The 18,937-nt window shown below is 64.1% G+C and carries 15 protein-coding genes, 1 tRNA gene and 1 pseudogene; 6 read left to right on the top strand and 11 right to left on the bottom strand.

Features of this window, described 5'->3' with window-relative positions; genetic code table 11:
- Positions 1–137: 137 nt before the first annotated feature.
- A tRNA-Met gene (locus J6595_RS18075) sits at positions 138–214 on the bottom strand.
- 392 nt (positions 215–606) lie between these two features.
- On the opposite strand from J6595_RS18075, the gene J6595_RS18070 reads away from it, so the two are divergent.
- Together J6595_RS18070 and J6595_RS18065 are read left to right on the top strand one after the other, a co-directional pair.
- The gene (locus tag J6595_RS18070) at positions 607–1,653 is read left to right on the top strand and encodes an NAD(P)-dependent alcohol dehydrogenase (protein ID WP_209596333.1); all 1,047 of its coding nucleotides are present in this window, start codon (positions 607–609) and stop codon (positions 1,651–1,653) included.
- Between the two features lie 379 nt (positions 1,654–2,032).
- The gene (locus J6595_RS18065; RefSeq protein WP_209596331.1) at positions 2,033–3,295 is read left to right on the top strand and encodes an adenylate/guanylate cyclase domain-containing protein; all 1,263 of its coding nucleotides are present in this window, start codon (positions 2,033–2,035) and stop codon (positions 3,293–3,295) included.
- A 107-nt stretch (positions 3,296–3,402) separates the two neighbouring features.
- Here J6595_RS18065 and J6595_RS18060 read toward each other — a convergent pair whose 3' ends face one another.
- The 6 genes and pseudogenes from J6595_RS18060 to cyoA form a co-directional block, all read right to left on the bottom strand.
- Entirely contained in the window at positions 3,403–4,470 is a 1,068-nt protein-coding gene (locus J6595_RS18060; RefSeq protein WP_209596329.1) for a dipeptidase, read from the bottom strand.
- Positions 4,471–4,576: 106 nt separating this feature from the next.
- Positions 4,577–5,398, bottom strand: coding sequence for an SURF1 family protein (locus J6595_RS18055; RefSeq protein WP_209596327.1), 822 nt, complete (start codon positions 5,396–5,398; stop codon positions 4,577–4,579).
- A 265-nt stretch (positions 5,399–5,663) separates the two neighbouring features.
- Positions 5,664–6,050 (bottom strand): annotated as a pseudogene (gene cyoD, locus J6595_RS18050) (cytochrome o ubiquinol oxidase subunit IV); the annotation flags it as partial.
- The gene (gene cyoC / locus J6595_RS18045) at positions 6,050–6,676 is read right to left on the bottom strand and encodes a cytochrome o ubiquinol oxidase subunit III (RefSeq protein ID WP_209596323.1); all 627 of its coding nucleotides are present in this window, start codon (positions 6,674–6,676) and stop codon (positions 6,050–6,052) included. The gene cyoC and the pseudogene cyoD, both read right to left, overlap by 1 nt.
- A 4-nt stretch (positions 6,677–6,680) precedes the next feature.
- The gene (cyoB, locus tag J6595_RS18040) at positions 6,681–8,684 is read right to left on the bottom strand and encodes a cytochrome o ubiquinol oxidase subunit I (RefSeq protein WP_209596321.1); all 2,004 of its coding nucleotides are present in this window, start codon (positions 8,682–8,684) and stop codon (positions 6,681–6,683) included.
- Between the two features lie 54 nt (positions 8,685–8,738).
- Positions 8,739–9,869 carry a ubiquinol oxidase subunit II gene (gene cyoA / locus J6595_RS18035; protein WP_209596319.1) on the bottom strand — a complete coding sequence of 377 codons (1,131 nt, stop codon included), beginning with the start codon at positions 9,867–9,869 and terminating at the stop codon, positions 8,739–8,741.
- Between the two features lie 169 nt (positions 9,870–10,038).
- On the opposite strand from cyoA, the gene J6595_RS18030 reads away from it, so the two are divergent.
- Entirely contained in the window at positions 10,039–11,358 is a 1,320-nt protein-coding gene (locus J6595_RS18030) for an MFS transporter (protein WP_209596317.1), read from the top strand.
- A 416-nt stretch (positions 11,359–11,774) separates the two neighbouring features.
- Here the strand turns inward: J6595_RS18030 and J6595_RS18025 are convergent, their stop codons facing one another.
- Complete coding sequence (locus J6595_RS18025; protein WP_209596315.1) at positions 11,775–12,392, bottom strand: GNAT family N-acetyltransferase; 618 nt, start codon at positions 12,390–12,392, stop codon at positions 11,775–11,777.
- Between the two features lie 245 nt (positions 12,393–12,637).
- On the opposite strand from J6595_RS18025, the gene J6595_RS18020 reads away from it, so the two are divergent.
- Positions 12,638–13,933 (top strand): Hsp70 family protein, encoded by a 1,296-nt coding sequence (locus J6595_RS18020; protein WP_209596313.1) that lies wholly within the window; start codon positions 12,638–12,640, stop codon positions 13,931–13,933.
- A gap of 64 nt (positions 13,934–13,997) precedes the next feature.
- Here J6595_RS18020 and J6595_RS18015 read toward each other — a convergent pair whose 3' ends face one another.
- Entirely contained in the window at positions 13,998–15,125 is a 1,128-nt protein-coding gene (locus J6595_RS18015) for a zinc-dependent alcohol dehydrogenase family protein (RefSeq protein WP_245198776.1), read from the bottom strand.
- Positions 15,126–15,469: 344 nt separating this feature from the next.
- Here J6595_RS18015 and J6595_RS18010 point away from each other — a divergent pair, with 344 nt between their 5' ends.
- Positions 15,470–16,114: an invasion associated locus B family protein gene (locus tag J6595_RS18010; protein WP_425342174.1), complete on the top strand. Its 645-nt coding sequence runs from the start codon at positions 15,470–15,472 to the stop codon at positions 16,112–16,114.
- Between the two features lie 220 nt (positions 16,115–16,334).
- Here the strand turns inward: J6595_RS18010 and hspQ are convergent, their stop codons facing one another.
- Positions 16,335–16,658: a heat shock protein HspQ gene (gene hspQ / locus J6595_RS18005; RefSeq protein ID WP_209596354.1), complete on the bottom strand. Its 324-nt coding sequence runs from the start codon at positions 16,656–16,658 to the stop codon at positions 16,335–16,337.
- Between the two features lie 115 nt (positions 16,659–16,773).
- On the opposite strand from hspQ, the gene J6595_RS18000 reads away from it, so the two are divergent.
- Entirely contained in the window at positions 16,774–17,739 is a 966-nt protein-coding gene (locus J6595_RS18000) for an AEC family transporter (protein ID WP_209596310.1), read from the top strand.
- On the opposite strand, the gene J6595_RS17995 is transcribed toward J6595_RS18000, so the two are convergent.
- Positions 17,665–18,912, bottom strand: coding sequence for a UbiH/UbiF family hydroxylase (locus J6595_RS17995; RefSeq protein WP_209596309.1), 1,248 nt, complete (start codon positions 18,910–18,912; stop codon positions 17,665–17,667). The genes J6595_RS18000 and J6595_RS17995 overlap by 75 nt on opposite strands.
- Positions 18,913–18,937: the final 25 nt, after the last annotated feature.

Raw genomic sequence — 18,937 nt, 5'->3', positions numbered from 1 at the left:
ATGAGGTACGATCTGGGATATATCGACCTGGAACAGAGAACCTTGCAAACAATCGACAATCCGTTCGGCACGAGATTGTCACCCATGTCTTAGGAACGTTCTGTCACCCATGTCTCCGGGCCGGACAAAAGGAAATCTGGTAGCGGAGGAGGGACTTGAACCCCCGACACGCGGATTATGATTCCGCTGCTCTAACCAACTGAGCTACTCCGCCGCCGGTCCGCTTGGAATGCGGCGACGCGGCGATATACGAAGCCGATGCTTGGCCTGTCAATGGGCTTGGGGCAGGCAATTGCTGCAGGGGGTGATCGTATGCCTCGTTGCGCGGTCTGTCGGATGATCGTTGCCGCCCGAATGACGAGCGCTCGCAAGCCTGGATCGGGTGGTGTACGCCGTCTTCGATGAAAGGATCCCTGACACGCATTCCAAGAGGCTGGGCTCGGTCCACCTTGCCCCGACAGGGATCGTCCTGTTCTTCTTCTGCGTCGTATGGGGGCGCTCACCCTGTTCCGGCTTCACCTCGTCGAGTCGGCCGGGCTGTCGCCCGACGTCGCCGATGCCGTTGCGATTGCGATCGCAGTCTTTATCGTTTGAAAGGGCTGAGCCATGAAATCCCTGGTTCTTGAACGCAAGGGCGAACTCTCGCTCCGCGACTTCGCCATCGAGCCCGCCGAAGCGAGCCTCGGCGCTCGTGACGTGCGCATCAAGTTGCACACGGTCGGCATCTGTGGCTCCGACGTCCATTATTATACCCATGGGCGGATCGGCCCCTTCGTCGTCGAAGAGCCCATGATCCTCGGCCACGAGGCTTCCGGCTTGGTGATCGAAATCGGTGCGGATGTGACGAGCCTCGCGGTAGGCGACCGGGTCTGCATGGAGCCCGGCATTCCCGATCCGAACTCCAAGGCGACGCGGCTCGGCATGTACAATGTGGATCCGGCCGTGCGCTTCTGGGCGACGCCGCCGGTCCACGGCATTCTGAGGCCGAGCTGCGTCCATCCCGAGGCCTTTACCTACAAACTGCCCGACAACGTCTCTTTTGCGGAAGCCGCGATGGTCGAGCCGCTGGCCGTCGGCGTTCATGCCGCAACCAAGGCACGGATCAGGCCGGGCGACGTCGCCGTCGTCATGGGGGCCGGGCCGATCGGCCTCGTCACCGCGCTCTCGGCGATCGCCGGCGGCTGCGCGCGCGTCTATGTGAGCGATCTGGCCGAGAAGAAGCTTCAGATCGCCGAAAGCCTCTCCAGCGCGATCACCGGCGTCGATGCCTCGAAGGAAAGCATCGCCGACCGGGTGAAGGCGGAGACGGACGGCTGGGGCTGCGACATCGTCTTTGAGGCGACGGGATCGCCGAAGGCTGCGGCCCGTATCTTTGAGCCGCTGGCCCCCGGCGGCTGCGTCGTCATGATCGGCGGTCAGCCCGACCCGATCTCCTACGACGCCGGCGCCGCGATGATCCGCGAAGCGCGGGTCGAGAACATCTTTCGCTATGCCCATGTCTTTCCGCGCTGCGTGAAGATGCTTTCCTCCGGCACGATCGACGTGAAGCCGCTGATCACCCGGACCTTCGGCTTCGAAGACAGCGTAAAGGCGTTCGAGATCGCCGCCTCGGCGCCGCCGAGCGACGTCAAGATGCAGATCGAACTGCCGTGAGCTGCACCAGCGCCTCGAGACGACTACGTCACCGCCATTATCCGCAACCAGATCGAGGCGGCGACCATGGCCGACGAGATCATCGTCATGCCCGAGGTGCGGCACCGATCACGTCGACGCCGCCCTCAGGGCGCCGTTCATGGCGAAACCGGGCGATGAGATCAGGTTTCAGGCCGACCCTGCAAATGTCCATCTCCTCGATGCGAAAACGCAGCGTCGCCGGTAATTCGGCTCGGTCGGTCTTGTACGCTGCGGTCGGATGAGCACATCCGGGTGCAAGCCATGCGGGCCGTCGCCACCGAAAGGACTCTTTCTCAGGGCTGACCCCGGTATTAATTTGGTGATCCGCGATATCGGCGGCGATGGAAGGAAGACGATCATGGAGCTCATCCGTGCGGCGGATCGCGCTGTCTCCGAAACAAAAGGGCAGTGGCCGCGCTGGCGCAGTGGCATCCTCGACTGGCTGATCGGGGAAACGCCCAGCGAACGTTTTGCTGACGTGATCTTTCAGGAATTGTGCGACCGGCTGGTCGCCGAGGGTCTGCCGGTGGCGCGTGCGACCGTGCATTTCCGCATCGAACATCCGCTGTGGCTAGGAGCGCGCTTCGTCTGGCGCAAGGGCGTCAGCGAGCTTCAGATCGACACGTTCGATCACGGGACACTGGAAACGCTTGGCTATCGCAGCAGTCCTGTCGCGCTCGTGCATGCCGGCAGGACGGAGGTCCGCTGGGACCTGACGCAAACGGCTTCGGACCCCGGCTTTCCGCTGTTCGAAGAGCTGCGCGGCGAGGGGATGACCGACTACGTGGCCTGGCCAATCCAGCACACCCTCGGCCGCCGGCATGTCATCACCTTTGCCAGCGACGCACCGCAGGGTTTCACCGACGGGCAACTCGCCTTCCTGCACGACCTCGTGCCGGCCTTCGCGCTGGTCAGCGAGATCCGTCTGAAGAACCGTCTGGCGCGCACGTTGCTCGAGACCTATGTCGGCCCCCATGCCAGCGAGGAGATCCTGGCCGGCGCGATCACCCGCGGCAGCGGCACCACGGTCGCCGCCGCCATCATGGTCTGCGACCTGCGCAATTTCACCCATATCTCCGATCTGTGGCCGCGCGACGACGTCATCGAGCTGCTGAACGGCTATTTCGACGCGATCTGCGAGCCGATCGAGCGCAATGGCGGCGAAATCCTGAAATTCATCGGCGACGGGCTTCTGGCGATTTTCCCGCTGGAACGCCCGACGGCCTGCGACGATCTGTTGTCGGCGGTGGTCGAGGCGGAGGATACGATGGACAGCCTCAACGCCGAGCGGGCAGGGCAGGGGCGCGATAAGCTGCGATACGGCGTCGGCATCCATCTCGGCGACGTCATGTACGGCAATATCGGGTCGCGCCGGCGGCTCGACTTCACGGTCATCGGCCCCTCGGTCAACGCCGCCTCGCGGCTTGAGAACCTCACCAAGGCTGTCCAGCGGCCGGTGCTGGTATCTAAGGCCTTTGCCGAAAAGGCGGGATGCCAGAGGGCCCTCGAAAGCCTCGGACCCTTCCCGCTGCGCGGCTTCGGCGAAGAGATGGAGGTATACGCCTTCGATTCCGACCGTTGGCGCAACGGCGGTCCGAGCAAGGCAGTACCGGCCGCATGACGGGGCGTGCCTGCGGGCACGCAGGACGCGGCCGCAGGGGAACGCTTGCCGGTCCACTCTCCCGACGACAAGCGGCCGGAACTCTCAAGCAGTCTTCGGTCGTCCGTTCAAACGCCGCCTGACTTGAAGCTTCGTTCGAGGACGCTCAGCCAGTTCTCGTAAGCGATCTTGTCGATCAGCGCCTTGCCATAGCCATGACGCTCCATCGCGGTGAACAGCTTCGGCAGGCCGCTGGCGTCGCCGATCGGCTCCGGGATCACCGCACCGTCGAAATCGGAGCCGAGCGCGACGCCGTCCTCGCCGAGCCTTTCGACGAGCGCGTCGAGATGGCGGATCATCGTATCGAGATCGGTGTCGGCATTCATCGCCCCGTCTTCGCGCAGGAAGGCCGTGGCGAAGTTCAGCCCGACGACGCCCTTCGTCTCCGCGATGGCGGCAAGTTGCCTGTCCGTCAGATTGCGGCTGACCGGGCAAAGGGCATGGACGTTGGAATGGGTCGCGACGAGGGGGGCGTCGGAGAGGCGCGCGACGTCGAAAAAGCCCTTTTCGTTGAGATGCGACAGATCGAGGAGGATGCCGAGTTCGTTGCAGCGCTTCACCAGGCGTTCGCCGGCCGCGGTCAAGCCTTCGCCGATGTCGGGCGAAGAGGGAAAGCGCATCGGCACGCCGTGGGCGAAATGGTTGTTGCGGCTCCAGACCATGCCGATCGACCGCAGCCCGGCGGCATGAAGCACGTCGAGCATCCTGAGACCGGGATCGATCGCCTCGGCGCCCTCGATATGCATCACCGCCGCCAGCGCCCCGTCGCTCCAAGCGCTGCGAATCTCGGCGACGGAGCGGCAGACGCGAAAGCGGCCCTTGGACTGCCGCTCGAGCCGCAGCAGGATCGACGCCATGGCGATGGTGGCCGCCTCGGCAACGGGGCCCTCGAGTGGCGCGGGGAGGGGGTAGTCGTAGCCGCCCGCCGGCATGCGGGAGAGATCGAGGCCACCGCGCGGCGACGGCGGGAAGATCGCGAAAAGCCCGCCCCTCAGCTTGCCGGCCTCGGCCTTTTGCAGATCGATATGGCCCGGTCCGCCGTTACCCAGAAAGGCCTCGATCGCCGCTTCGCCGCCATCAAGATAAAGGCGCAGCAGGCAGTCGTTGTGGCCGTCGAAGACGATGGGACTTTTCATGATGGAATCTCTCTGCACACAGGCAATCAGTCGAGCTTAGAATGAGCGGGCCCTCGGCGAAACCACAAAGCCGCGGGCAGGGCGCCAGAGCGCAAAACGGCTCCCGTCAGGCCCTTCGGCGGCGGTCGTTTCGAACGACGATCACCGCCGCGACCACGACGAGGCCCGCAAGCGCGAACCAGGTGAGGGCGTATTGGAGATGCTGGTTGCGGAAGGTGGTTCGCGTCAGCCCCTCGACCGGATAGGAGACCGTGCCCGGCGGCGGCGCGCCCATCTCGGCATTCGGCAGGGGCGGGCGTTCGAGCGGCGAGCCGGCATCGACGAAATAGGGCGCGACCGGGCCGGCGACGTCCTTCGCCGCCGCGATGGCTTCGACGTCGCGCGAATACCAGCGCCCGGCCGCCGGGTCGTTGGAGCGCAGGAATGCCCCACCCGGCTGGCTCATCCGCAACAGGCCGGTGACTTCGGTGCTTGCGCCGGAAAGCCCGCGATCTGCGGGGAAATCCCTGGACGGCACAAAGCCGCGATTGATCAGGACGGTGAAGCCGCGCTGGTCGCGCAGCGGCGTGACCAGCCAGAAGCCGCCGCCATAGTCCGTCGTCGCCTGGACGAAGACCGACTTGCCTTTTTCAAAGCTGCCCGAGACCGAAACATGCCGGTATTCGTCGCCGTCGAAGCTGAGGCTGGGCCAGGCATCGGGGCCCGGCGCTGCAATCGGCGCGGCCGCGACGCGCTCGTTGACGGCCGCGATCAGGTTGAGTTTCCAGACCCGGCGTTCCAGCTGCCAGACGCCGAGAGCGAGGAAGACCGCGAAGAGGACAAGCCCGACGAGGGCAAGAAGAACCTTCCCGAGCCTGCCGCGTGGCCGCCCGCTCTTGGCTGCGTCCCCGGTCTTTGCTGCGTGACGGTCCTGCGGGTCGTTAGACAAAGGGATCTGCCTTGCGGGCTCGAGGCCGGGCGAAGCTCACGCCCGCAAACCCGTCTGCGAGCGACGCGGCTTACGGCTCCCGCCCGGCGGTCTTTCAGTGGTCGCCGTGGCTCGCAGGCGCCGTGGACGAGCCCATGTCCACGCCCTGCATCGTGCCGCCACCGCCGTTTGATTGAGCGCCAGACGCGCCGTCGGCGGGCGCCGATGCCGGTTCGTTCCGAGGGATCATGTGGCCCGCGCCACCGGCGTTCATCTCCATTTCACCGTCTTCCATATGCATGCCACCCATCGGCATCATGTTCTGGTTCAGGTGATACATCACCCACAGCGAGCCGGAGATGGTGATGACAAGGAGGACAACGGTGAAGATCAGCGCCATCACCGTCCATCCGCCTTCGGACTTGGCGTCCATGTGAAGGAAGTAGACCATGTGGACGAAGATCTGGGCAACGGCCAGGAAGATGACGAGGATCGACGTCAGGACGCCGTCCTCGATCGGGCGCGCCATAACCAGCCAGAAGGGGATCACCGTCAGGACCACCGACAGGACGAAGCCGGTCAGGTAGCCGCTGATCGTCGAGTGGGACTCGCCGCCCTCGTGGTGGCCGTGGGCCTCGTCGTGGGAATTCGTGGCGTGGGAGGCGCTGCTCATCAAATCACCCGGATGAGATAGACGAAGGTGAAGACGCCGATCCAGATGACGTCGAGGAAGTGCCAGAACATCGACAGGCACATCAGGCGGCGACGATTGTCCGCGATCAGTCCGAACTTGCCGACCTGGACCATGAGGATAACCATCCACAGAATGCCGAAGGACACGTGCAGGCCGTGGGTGGCGACGAGCGTGAAGAACGCCGACAGGAAAGCGCTTCGCTCGGGCGTTGCGCCTTCATGGATGAGGGTGGCGAACTCGTAGAGCTCGATGCCGACGAAGCAGGCGCCGAAGAGGGCCGTCACGGCCAGCCAGATCAGCACCGCCTGCTTGTTGTGGTTCTGCATGGCGATCATCGAAAAGCCGTAGGTGATCGACGAGAACAGAAGCATCGCCGTGTTCACCGCCAGAAGCGGCAGTTCGAAGATCTCATCGGGGCGCGGCCCCGCCGCATAGGCACTGGCCAGAACGCCGTAGGTCGCAAACAGGATCGCAAAGATGAGACAATCGCTCATCAGATAGATCCAGAAGCCGAGCATGGTGCTTCCGCCAGGCTCGTGCTCGTGCTCGTGGAGGTCGAAGTAGACCGGTTTGTCGGTCCCCTCGTGGGCAATCGTCTCGGACATCAAATCAGCTCCGCGCCGCCAGTGTGTCGGCGAAGGCCCGCTCGGACGCTGCGACCTCGTCGGCCGGGATGTAGTAGTCCCGGTCATAGTTGAAGGTGTGCGCGATCACGGCAGCGAGCATCGCGACGAAGCTCAGGGCCGCAAGCCACCAGATGTACCAGATCAGGGCGAAACCGCAGATCGTCGCGAGGGCGGCGATGACGACGCCTGCACCGGTGTTTTTCGGCATGTGGATCGGCCTGAAACCTTCCATCGGCCGCTCGAAACCACGCTTCTTCATGTCGGCATAGGTGTCGAGACTGTGCACGACGGGGGTGAAGGCGAAGTTGTAGTGCGGCGGCGGAGAGGACGTCGCCCATTCAAGCGTACGGCCATCCCACGGATCGCCGGTCGTGTCGGCGAGCTTCTCGCGATTGCGGATCGAGACGAAGATCTGCATCAGGAAGGCCCCGATACCGACGGCGATCAGCGCTGCGCCGAAGGCGGCGATGATGAACCAGATGTGCAGCGAGGGATCGTGGAACACGCGCAGCCGGCGGGTGACGCCCATCAGGCCGAGGACGTAAAGCGGCATGAAGGCGAAGTAGAAACCGATCACCCAGAACCAGAAGCTCACCTTGCCCCAGAAGACGTCGAGCTTGAAGCCGAAGGCCTTCGGGAACCAGTAGTTGATCGCCGCGAACATGCCGAACAACACGCCGCCGATGATCACGTTGTGGAAGTGGGCGACGAGGAACAGCGAGTTGTGGACGACGAAATCGACGGGGGGAACCGCGAGGAGAACGCCCGTCATGCCGCCGAGGGTGAACGTCACCAGGAAGGCGATCGTCCACATCATCGGCAGCTCGAAGCGCACGCGGCCGTTATACATCGTAAACAGCCAGTTGAAGATCTTCGCTCCCGTCGGGATCGAGATGATCATCGTGGTGATGCCGAAGAACGAGTTCACGCTGGCGCCGTTGCCCATGGTGAAGAAGTGGTGGAGCCACACGAGATAGGCGAGGATGGTGATGACCACCGTCGCGTAGACCATCGAGGTGTAGCCGAACAGGCGCTTGCCCGAGAAGGTCGAGGTGACCTCGGAAAACACGCCGAAGGCAGGCAGGATGAGGATGTAGACCTCCGGATGGCCCCAGATCCAGATGAGGTTGAAATACATCATCGAGTTGCCGCCGAGGTCGTTCGTGAAGAAGTGCGTTCCCGCGTAACGATCGAGCGAAAGGAGGGCGAGGACGGCAGTCAGCACCGGGAAGGAGGCGACGATCAGGATGTTCGTGCAGAGCGACGTCCAGGTGAAGATCGGCATGCGCATCATGGTCATGCCGGTGGCGCGCATCTTGATGATGGTCACCAGGAAGTTGACGCCTGACAACAGCGTACCGACGCCTGCGATCTGAAGGCCCCAGATATAATAGTCGACGCCGACGCCGGGACTGTTCGCCGCGTCGGCGAGCGGCGGGAAGGCCAGCCAGCCGGTGCGGGCGAACTCGCCGATGAACAGCGAGGCCATGATCAGGATGACGCCGCCGGCGGTCATCCAGAAGGAGAAGTTGTTGAGGAAGGGGAAGGCGACGTCGCGCGCGCCGATCTGCAGCGGCACGACGATGTTCATGATCCCGACGATCAGCGGCATCGCCACGAAGAAGATCATGATCACGCCGTGTGCGGTGAAGACCTGGTCGTAGTGATGGGCCGGGAGGAACCCTTCCGAGCCGTTGAAGGCGAGGGCCTGCTGCGTCCGCATCATGATCGCATCGGCAAAGCCGCGCAGGAGCATGATGATCGCCAGCACGATGTACATGACACCGATGCGTTTGTGATCGACGCTGGTGAACCACTCTTTCCAGAGATAGCCCCACAGACGGAAATAGGTCAGTGCGCCGAGGACGGCGCCGCCGCCGATCGCCACGGCGATGAACGTCGCGACCAGGATCGGCTCGTGATACGGGATGGATTCTAGCGTGAGACGCCCGAATATCAGCCGTGTGAGATCCGTATTGCCCAGCATGGTTATGTCTCGGTCTGTTGCTTCGAACGCCCCGGCACCGGCCGGAGCCCTTGGTCAGTCGTTCAGTTGCGGCGGTGCGATGCTGTCTTCGCCAGCAGGCTCCCCGCCGCCATTCGTCTCGTCACTGTGCGGCTCGCGGTTCGTCGCCGGTGCCGTTGCGCCCTGAGCCTCGTCCTGTTCCTTGCCATGGCCGTATTTGTCCAGGTCGTAGGTCTGGTACTTGAGCTGGTCGATGGTCACCGTCTTGCCGGGCTCGGCCGCGCCGGCATCGATCTGCATGATCTGCTGCATGCAAAGCTTGCCGTCGTGCACGCACATGCCGAGGATCCGGCTGTAAAGATCCTTGTCCACCGAGGAGAAGTACTCGACGGGAACGGCCTCGCTGGGCTTTGCAAGCTCCAGATAGGTCTTCTTGTCGAGTGTCCGGTTGGAATCCTTGAGATTCTGGATCCAGGCGTCGAAGTCCTGCTCGTTTTGCGAGTAGAACTTGAAATTCATGTCGGAGAAGCCGGCGCCGTTGTAGTGCGAGGCGAAGCCGTCATAGGCGCCCGGCGTGTTCATCACGGCGTGAAGCTTCGTTTCCATGCCGGGCATCGAATAGATCATGCCGGCCATCGTCGGGATGTAGAAGGCATTCATCACCGATTCCGCGGTGAGGTCGAAGCGGATCGGCCGGTCGACCGGCGCTGCGAGCTCGTTGATCGAGGCGACGCCGTATTGCGGATAGATGAAGAGCCACTTCCAGTTCATCGCCACCACCTGAACCTCGAGCGGGTTCTCGTGCAGCGCGACCTTCTCGCTCGTGGTGATCTTGTCCAGTGGCCGGAAGGGATCGAGGAGATGGGTTCCGACCCAGGTTACGGCCCCCAGGACGATGATGATCAGGAGCGGCCCGGTCCAGATGACCAGTTCGAGCTTGGTCGAGTGATCCCACTCGGAATCGTAGGGCGTCGCCTTGTTGGACGCGCGGTAGCGCCACGGAAAATACAGCGACATGAAGATCACCGGGATGATGATGATCAACATCAATCCCGTGGCGATCAACAGCATGTCGCGTTGGCGCGCAGCAATGTCTCCGTCCGGAAACAGCAGCGGCGAATTACAGGCGCTGAGCACGAAGGGCAGCGACAGGAGGGCGAGAAGGCGAAACGGACGCAATGGAGCGGCCCCGTATTGTTCGGACATGAAATGGGCGTCAGCGGATCGAAACCACGTGTTGACTGCCGCACGGCGCCGGTATTCAACAAATCGGCCGGTGGCTCAACCCCCTTTTCCGTGAGGGGGTGATACCTTACAGACCGTTAATCTGCGGCCTGCTTGCCGCCCGACCCCTTTTCGTGCTTGGGAGCGCAGAATGAGCGATACTGTTGCCACCCCCCACTTCACCGGTTCCCAGGCTCCCAGCGACGCCGAGGGACACCCCCTCAATCCGAGCGATATCGCCATCGGAGTCGTGATCGGCCGGACGTCGGAGTTCTTTGACTTCTTCGTGTTCGCGATCGCCTCCGTGCTGGTGTTTCCACAGCGGGTTTTTCCGTTCGTCGATCCGTTGACGGGCGTCCTTTATTCCTTCGCGATCTTCTCTCTCGCCTTCATTGCGCGACCCTTTGGTACGTGGCTCTTCATGACCATCGACCGGGTGCACGGGAAGGCGACGAAGCTGACCATCGCTTTGTTTTTGCTGGGGACTTCGACGGTGGTCGTGGCGTTCCTGCCGGCCTATAACGACGTCGGCGCGGCGTCGATCTGGCTGCTGGCGCTGTTCCGGATCGGTCAGGGCCTGGCTCTCGGCGGAACCTGGGACGGCCTCGCCTCGCTGCTCGCGATGAATGCGCCGGAAAACAAGCGTGGCTGGTGGGCCATGGTGCCGCAGCTCGGGGCGCCGTTCGGACTGATCGTCGCATCCGGTCTTTTCGCCTTCTTCGTCGGTTTTCTGCCGACCGAGGAATTTCACGCCTGGGGCTGGCAGTTCCCGTTCTTCGTCGCCTTCGCGATCAACGTGGTGGCGCTCTTCGCCCGGCTTCGAATCGTCGCGACGCCCGAATACATCCATCAGTTCAAGCGCCGCGAACTGCAGGCTTCCCGCGTTCGCAAGACGCTGCGCCAGTATTCGCGCTTCATCATGGTCGGCGCGTTCGCGCCGCTGGCAAGCTTCGCCATGTTCCATATGGTGACCGTGTTCCCGCTCTCGTGGATCGATCTGTTCACCGACGAAGCCGTCACGCGCTTCCTGATCATCGAGGGCTTCGGCGCATTGATCGGGGCGATCGCGATCGTGGCGTCTGGCTATCTCGCCGACAAATACGGGCGCCGGAACCTCCTCGGTGTCTGCGCGCTTTTGATCGCTGTCTTCAGCGGTTTCGCGCCATCGCTTCTGTCGCAGGGCGTTGCCGGCGAAATCATCTACATGGTCTTCGGCTTCACGCTCCTCGGCGTCTCCTTCGGCCAGTGCTCGGGCGTCGTCGCGTCGAACTTCCCGCGCAGCTACCGCTATACCGGTTCGGCGATCGTGTCGGATCTCGCCTGGCTTGTGGGAGCGGGTTTCGCGCCCTTCATCGCGCTGTACCTGTCCTACCATCTGGGCCTGGTCGCGGCCGGCCTCTACCTGCTTTCGGGCGCCGTCTGCACCATGCTGGCGCTGCGCTACAACGATCTGCTCGAATATCAGGAATGAGCTGAGATGCGCCGAAGAGGCGCCTCAGCTTCGACTACACCAGAATGGCCGGCACACCCGTTGCCGGCCATTTTTGATTCGCGCTTCCGTGGATCGACGCCGCGATCGACCTCGCCCGAGCGGAGTGCGATGCAGCAAAAATGCACCTGCGATATGTTCTCAGTGCATGGCGCCGTGGTGAATTTCCGGCGATTTTGCCGTGGCTGCGGTGAAAAACCGAGCGAGCTCGACCTTTTCGGGGAGGCAGTCGGTCCTGATTCCCTGGGGCGCCTGCTCGTGAAAATGCAAACCTCGCAGGGCGCACTGCCCGGCAATCGCGGGTCGTCAAATCATCGACGCTGTCATTGGCGCGTGGCCGTCATGGGGCACCGGCTTTTGTCCCGGCCGAAGCGGACGGCCGCTTTCTTCTGCGCGGGTCAGTCGCCGCTCGGCCCGGCGAACAGCGGAACCTGCGGGGCGGTGTCCGTCGAGAACAGCCCGAGAAGCCGGGGATCGTCGGCAAGCTCCAGCATCTGCCGGACGGGCGTGAAGCCGGCGCGGCTGTAGAACGCCATCGCCCGATGGTGGTCGATGGTGTTGGTATGCAGCCAGAGCCGTTCGATCGGCCGCGAGAAGGCGAAGGCGATGAGGCGCTGCATCATGAAATGCGCGGCGCCCGAGCCGGCGAGGGCGGGCGTCACGCCGAAATAGACGAGTTCGGCCGCGCCCTCTTCGGAAAAATCGAGTTCGGCGATTCCCTCGGCGCGGCCGTCGACGAAGAGCGCGTGGATGATGGTCGCAAGGTCGGCGATCTTCGCGGCGATCGCATCCGGTCCCTGGATCAGCCGCTGATACCACAGATGCTGCGAGCCCACCCGGCGCAGGAGACTGGTGTACCAGTCGAGGTCTGGCGCGCCGACCTGCTCGAAGCGCCAGTTCGCGCTCCCGCCGCTGACGGTTTCGTCGCCGCGAGGGCGGTGGCGTCGTTCCATGATCGTGGCGATGGCGGCGATCTTGCCGGGAGGAATGTCGGTGAAGCCGTCCGGGAGGGCCATGGTTCGCCTTTGCTCAGCTTCTGACGAGAAATCTTTCTGCCATCCGATAGCTGCGGGCCCGCTCCGGTTCAATGAGGCGAGGCTCGCACGGGCGCGATCAAATCTTCGATCGGGGTTCAAGTGACGCCCTTCTTCGGCTAGAGACGCCGCTCGCCGGATCGTCCCTTTCCTGTTTCAGTGCCGCGACACGATCGTCCCGCATGGTTCGCGCGGCGGCCCTCGCAGCGCCAAGCCGAGCTTCTTTCATGTCCCAAATCTATGTCGGCCTCGATTTCGGCACCACGAATTCGACCGTCGGTCTCGCGCCGGCGATCGGCTCCAATGCCGGTCCTGAGCTCCTCGCCGTCGAGGGTGATGCCCCGACCTTGCCGTCCGCGCTGTTCTTCTCCTTCGAGGACGGCAAGACCTATTTCGGACGCGCGGCCGTCTTCGAATATGTCGACGGGGCCGAGGGTCGTTTCATGCGGGCGCTGAAATCCGTGCTCGGGACGTCCCTGATGGAGGAGACGACGCGTGTCGGCCGCGAAAGGCTGAGCTTCGTCGAGCTCATCGGCCGCTTCCTGGCTCATTTGCGCAGCAAGCTCGAACTGGAAGCGCGGCGCCGCGAGGCCGGCGGCGAGGGGCGCGTGCGTCTGGACCAGGTCGTTCTCGGCCGCCCCGTGCGCTTCGTCGACGAGGACGACGCCGCCGACCGGGCGGCGCAGGACCAGCTCGAGGCGGCCGCAAGGGGCGTCGGCTTTTCCGAAATCGCATTCCAGTTCGAGCCGGTGGCCGCGGCGCTCTACTATGAAAGCCAGATCGCCCGGGAGGAACTCGCCCTCGTCGTCGATATTGGCGGCGGCACGTCCGACTTTTCGGTCGTGCGTCTTTCACCGCAAAGAGCCAGGGCCAGGGATCGCCTCGCCGACATCTTGAGCTTCACTGGCGTTCACGTTGGCGGCACCGACTTCGACCGCCAGCTTTCGATCGCGGAAGTCATGCCGCATTTCGGCCTCGGCAGCTCCACGGCCGACGGCAAGCGGCGGCTGCCGGTCTGGTACTTCAACGATATGGCGACCTGGCATCGTATCAACACGCTTTATACGCCCGCCATCGCGCGTGACATCAAGGCGCTCGAGCGCGAGGCGGCGGAGCCGCAGAAACTCGCGCGCTTCGCCCATCTTCTCGAGCACCGTTCGGGCCACAGGCTGGCCGGCGCCGTCGAAACCGCAAAGATCGCGCTGAGTGAAAACGAGGAGGCTGTCGTCACATTGCGCGAACCCGGGATGGTTCTGGAAGCGAAGACGGCACGCGCGGCTTTCGAAGCGGCGACCAGCGATCTCGTCGCACGGATCGGCGGGGCGATCGACGAGGCGCTGGCGAAGGCCGGCGTGAGCGCCGACGCGGTCGAGACCGTCATCCTGACCGGCGGCGGTGCGCAGGTGCCTGCGGTGAGGTCCGTGGCGGTCTCAAGGTTTCCCGCGGCCAAGATCGCGCAATCGGACGCGTTCGGTTCGGTCGGTCTCGGTCTCGGCATCGACGCGGCGCGAAAGTTCGGCTGAGCCGCCGCATGTGGGCGGCGCCGTCATCTGGTGCCGGTCATTCAAGACCGCGGGCCAGGGCCTATCACATTTCGATGACGTGGCGCACGGTGCGGCCCTCGACGAGGGCATCGAGCGCCTCGTTGATGCCGTCGAGGCTTCCCCTGCTCGTCAAAAGCCTGTCGACCGGCAGGAGGCCGGCCTTGAACAGTGCCACGTAACGGGGAATGTCCCGGCTTGGGATGCAGCTGCCGATGTAGCTGCCCTTGAGGGTGCGCTCTTCGCCGACGAGGGTCACGGGGGCGAGGGCGAGGCGCTCCGTCGGCGCGGCGAGGCCGCCGGTGACGGTCAGACCGCCGCGTCTCGTGATGCGGTAGGCGAAGTCGAGGGCGGGAACCGAGCCGGCAAGCTCGATCGCCGCATCGACGCCGCCGCTCGTCATTGCCTTGATCTTGGCGTCGGCCCCGTCTTCGCGCGGATCGATCGCTTCGCTCGCGCCGAGTTCGAGCGCCAGCGCGCGTTTCTCTTCAATCGGATCGACGGCGATGATCTGGCCGGCGCCGCTCGCCCTTGCGCCGAGAAGCGCCGCCAGCCCGACGCCGCCGAGGCCGATGACGGCGACCCGCTGGCCGGCGCGCACGCCGGCGGTGTTCACCACAGCGCCGACACCGGTGAGGACCGCGCAGCCGAATAGTGCGGCATGCTCGAAGGGCAGATCCTTGTCGACCTTCACGACCGAGTTGCGCGAGACGACCGCGGCCTCGGCGAAGGCCGAGACGCCCAAGTGGTGATGCACGGGTTCGCCGCGATAGGTGAGGCGGATTGCGCCGCCGAGCAGCGTTCCCGCGCCGTTCGTCGCCGCGCCGGGTTCGCACAGGGCCGGGCGTCCCTCCGCGCAGGGCAGGCAATGGCCGCAGGAGGGAACGAAGACCATCACGACGTGATCGCCGACCTCGAGATCGTCGACACCCTCGCCGAGCGCCTCGACGACGCCGGACGCCTCGTGGCCAAGGGCCATCGGCACCGGCCGGGGTCTGGCGCCGTTGACGACGGACAGGTCGGAATGACAGAGGCCCGCGGCCTTCACGCGCACGAGGATCTCGCCGCGGCCGGGATCTTTCAGATCGAGTGTCTCGATCGAAAGCGGGCGCGTCTTTGCGTAAGGCGCATTCACAGGGGATTCATTGAGGACGGCGGCGCGTATGGTGGTCAAGATCGTTCTCCCACGTTCGGCCCCTGGTGCGCAGCCCCGTCAATCCATATCCGGAGTGGCCACCCGAGCGCCGCGGCAGGCTAGCCGAGACACGCGCGGACGCAAGGCAAATAATGGCCGGATCGCCGGCCTTTCGGGATGCGGGGCAATCTCTTCGGCCTCTCGATGCGGTCATGGAGGTGCCCATAATGGCCATCACCGCCTGACGCTGCGGCCCGTATCATAACCTCAGCCCGTGCGAGCCCTCAAACCGCCGTATTTGCGAAAGACGTCCGGGCTCGTTAAGGAACCGCCATTGATTTGGAATTAACGCGCCGAAAGGACATCAGGCCGTGCAGAACCGGATGAAGAACGCTTCGCTCTCCAAGCTTGCAGGCGTGCTCGTGGGTGCAGCCACGCTGCTCGCCGGTGCGCCCCTGGCAAACGCCCAGGATGCCAAGCAGAGCCCACAGGTGATGCCGACCGAGTGGTTCAAGGTCTGCTCGAAGCAGGGCGAGAACGACATCTGCAACACCCAGTACTCGCTGATTGCCGATACCCGCCAGCTGATCACCGCCGTCAATCTGATCAACGTCAAGGGCAAGGTGAACCAGAAGGTCATCCAGGCCGTCGTTCCCACCGGTCGCGTCATCCCGGCGGGTGTTCAGGTCAAGATCGACAACAATCAGCCGCAGACGCTGAACTATTCGGTCTGCTTTCCGAACCGCTGCATCGCCGAGGCGGAACTGACCGACGCCATGGTGAACAGCATGAAGAAGGGCAACCAGATGGTTGTCACCTCGATCAACTTCCAGCGTCAGGCAAATCCGATCCCGGTCACGCTGAAAGGCTTCACCGACGCCTATGACGGCCCGGCGAAGGATCAGTCGGCGCTTGCCGAGCGCCAGAAGGAACTGAACGACGCGCTGCAGAAGCAGGCCGAGGAGCGTCGCAAGAAGTTCGAGGACGCCCAGAACGCGGCAAAGAACGCGGGTGCCCCGGCTCAGTGACGTAATCGGGCTCGCATCGTCCTCGGGCGATGGCTGAGCCTGCGACGACAAGGTGCTGACGTTTCAGTCTAAAATCCGACCGGTGGTCCATGCGGCCGCCGGTTTTTTTCGTCTTGCCGCTGATACAACGCAGCGAGCGAGCGTCATCGCTTCGCCGTGAAAACGACGGCCGTCCGGTGGTGACCAGACCGGTTCGGGGCTTGATCGCTGGCGACGAAGCTCAGTTTCGGTTCTCGATCTTCAGCCGATAGGCGCCATCGATCGGTCCGACGAACATCTCGCCCACCTCGGGATGCCGCACCGGCGCCCCGGTTTCGTCGGGGACGAGGTTCTGCTCCGAAACATAGGCGATGTATTCGCTCTCGGCGTTTTCCGCGAACAGGTGGTAAAACGGCTGGTCCTTGCGCGGGCGCACGCCGGCCGGGATCGACTCGTACCATTCCTCGGTGTTGTCGAACTCCGGATCGACGTCGAAGATCACGCCGCGAAACGGAAACATGCGATGGCGGACGATCTGGCCAATATAAAAGCGGGCGGTTTGCATAGCCGTCATGTCTCCATTACCACGGGCGGGCCGCAGCCATCCTTCGAACGGGCATCTCAGGCCCCGTCACCATTTCGCGTTCTAGCATGACAGCGATTAAGATTGGATCGATCCGATGATCGAAATCATCGGGCTGATATCGCCGTTCTTCGGCCTGATTGCCCTTGGCTTCGCCGCCGGAAGGCTGGCGCCTCATCCGATCGGTGGGCTGGCCTGGCTCAACGTCTTCGTCATCTATATCGCGCTTCCGGCGCTGTTCTTCCAGCTTCTGTCGAAGACGCCAGTGGAGAAACTGGCGAGCGTCGGCTTCATCGCCTCGACGACGCTCGCCACCTTCGTCATTTTCGTGGTCGGTTTCGCCGTGGCGCTTCTTCGCAGTCGCGGCGACGTGCCGGCATCGACGATCCAGGGGCTGGCCGGCGCTTATGGAAATATCGGCTATATGGGCCCGGGCATCGCGCTCGTCGCGCTCGGGCCGCAGGCCGCCGTGCCGGTGGCGCTGATCTTCTGCTTCGACAGCGTCCTGCATTTCGTCATGGCGCCGCTTCTCATGGCACTGGGCGGTGGCGAAAAGCTGTCAGCGCCGGCGATGGTCCGGCAGGTCGCGATCAAGATCTTCACCCATCCCTTCATCATCGCGACGATCGTCGGTGTCCTGGGGGCGGTGCTCAAGCTTCAGCCGCCCGGTCCGATCGAACGCTCGCTGGAACTGCTGGCCGGGGCGGCGGCGCCCTGCGCCCTGTTCGCCATGGGTGTCACGCTGGCGCTGAGGCCGTTGAAGCGGGTTCCGCCCGAGCTCTTCACCATCGTTCCGATCAAGCTGATCCTGCATCCGATCGTCGTGTGGCTGGTTCTCGTGCTGGCGGGACCGTTCGATCCGGTCTGGGTCGGCTGCGCCATGCTCCTGGCAAGCCTTCCGACCGCGACCAACGTCTTCGTGATTGCTCAGCAATACGAAGTCTGGGTCGAGCGGGCTTCGGCTGTGGTGCTGGTCACCACCGTCATCTCAGTGACGACCGTAACCCTGCTCCTCTACGCCATCTCGACCGGCCTCGTGCCCACCCATCCATTTTCGAACTGAGTGTGGCAGGCCGGTGAGGCCTGCACCGGGCACCAGCCCCTCGCGCATCGCGAATTGCCGCAAGGGCGCGACCAGCCCCATCGCCGCCATCGTCCCGCTGCGGGCGATCTGGCCCGGCAGGAAATCCATGAGCAGCGAGCGATTGAGGACGTCGACCCCGGCCGTACGAGAGATCACGTCCCCGCGCCGAGCGGCCTCGTAGCGCGACAGCATCAGGCGCGAGCCGGGATCATCGAGCGACTGGGAGGCGAGATTGACCAAAGCCTCGGCATCGCGGAGGCCGAGATTGAGCCCCTGTGCGCCGATCGGCGGGAAGGCGTGGGCGGCTTCGCCGACGAGAGCCAGCCGTTTTGCGGTCAAGCGATCGACGCGGCTGCCGCCGAGCGGATAGCGGGCAATGGGCCCATCCGCCGAGACGTCTCCGAGGATCCAGTGCAGTTTTTCGGCAATGGTCGTCGAGAGCTTGTCCGGCTTCAGGTCGATGTAGAGCGCGGCGAGCTTCGGATCCTCGACCCAGACCAGCGAGGAATGGCGGCCGGGCAGCGGAACCTGGGTGAACGGCCCGGTTCGGGTGTGGAACTCGGTCGATACGGAACCGTGATCGCGCGAATGCTCGAAATTGAGAACGATGGCGGTCTGCGGATAGCTCCAGTTCTGGGCCGTGATCCCCGCTGCTTCGCGCATCGCCGAACGCCGGCCGTCGGCAGCGACGACGAGGTCGGCGGCGATCTCGGTTCCATCGGCGAGGGTGACGACGGCGCGATCGTCATCGAGCGTGAGCCCGGTGGCGGCAACGGGGCGGATCTCGAGATTGTCGGTCTTTTCCGCGACTGCTTTCAGCGCTGCACCAATGTCTGCGTTCAAGGCATTGATACCAAAGGCGGAAAGACCGGTCTCGCTGGCCTTGAACTCGACGGTCGGTGCCCGAAACAGGCGGCCGAGATCGTCGACGATCCGCATGACCGCAAGCGGTGCCTTGGCTTCGCCGAGCGCCTCGACGACTCCGAGATCGGCGATGAAGGCGAGCGACTTGCCGAGGATCGCCGAGCTGCGCTTGTCGGCCGGAGGCTCTGGCGCCGCGAGCAGCGTATCGAAACCCGCTCTGGCGAGGCCCAGTGCGGTCGCCGTCCCGGCAAGCCCGCCGCCGACGACGATGATCTGCCTGCGTTGCATGGCGCTGCTCCCTGCTCACCTGATT

This window comes from Jiella mangrovi, assembly GCF_017815135.1.
Lineage (GTDB): Bacteria > Pseudomonadota > Alphaproteobacteria > Rhizobiales > Rhizobiaceae > Jiella > Jiella mangrovi.
Note: the sequence above shows the minus strand (reverse complement) of the source record. Positions and strands in the feature narration are given on the sequence as shown.

Excerpts from the sequence above, each read along its gene's own strand:
- J6595_RS18070 (WP_209596333.1), top strand. The coding sequence starts at position 607 with ATGAAATCCCTGGTTCTTGAACGCAAGGGCGAACTCTCGCTCCGCGAC.
- J6595_RS18065 (WP_209596331.1), top strand. The coding sequence starts at position 2,033 with ATGGAGCTCATCCGTGCGGCGGATCGCGCTGTCTCCGAAACAAAAGGG.
- J6595_RS18060 (WP_209596329.1), bottom strand. The coding sequence starts at position 4,470 with ATGAAAAGTCCCATCGTCTTCGACGGCCACAACGACTGCCTGCTGCGC.
- cyoC (WP_209596323.1), bottom strand. The coding sequence starts at position 6,676 with ATGTCCGAGACGATTGCCCACGAGGGGACCGACAAACCGGTCTACTTC.
- cyoB (WP_209596321.1), bottom strand. The coding sequence starts at position 8,684 with ATGCTGGGCAATACGGATCTCACACGGCTGATATTCGGGCGTCTCACG.
- cyoA (WP_209596319.1), bottom strand. The coding sequence starts at position 9,869 with ATGTCCGAACAATACGGGGCCGCTCCATTGCGTCCGTTTCGCCTTCTC.
- J6595_RS18030 (WP_209596317.1), top strand. The coding sequence starts at position 10,039 with ATGAGCGATACTGTTGCCACCCCCCACTTCACCGGTTCCCAGGCTCCC.
- J6595_RS18025 (WP_209596315.1), bottom strand. The coding sequence starts at position 12,392 with ATGGCCCTCCCGGACGGCTTCACCGACATTCCTCCCGGCAAGATCGCC.
- J6595_RS18020 (WP_209596313.1), top strand. The coding sequence starts at position 12,638 with ATGTCCCAAATCTATGTCGGCCTCGATTTCGGCACCACGAATTCGACC.
- J6595_RS18010 (WP_425342174.1), top strand. The coding sequence starts at position 15,470 with ATGAAGAACGCTTCGCTCTCCAAGCTTGCAGGCGTGCTCGTGGGTGCA.
- hspQ (WP_209596354.1), bottom strand. The coding sequence starts at position 16,658 with ATGCAAACCGCCCGCTTTTATATTGGCCAGATCGTCCGCCATCGCATG.
- J6595_RS18000 (WP_209596310.1), top strand. The coding sequence starts at position 16,774 with ATGATCGAAATCATCGGGCTGATATCGCCGTTCTTCGGCCTGATTGCC.
- J6595_RS17995 (WP_209596309.1), bottom strand. The coding sequence starts at position 18,912 with ATGCAACGCAGGCAGATCATCGTCGTCGGCGGCGGGCTTGCCGGGACG.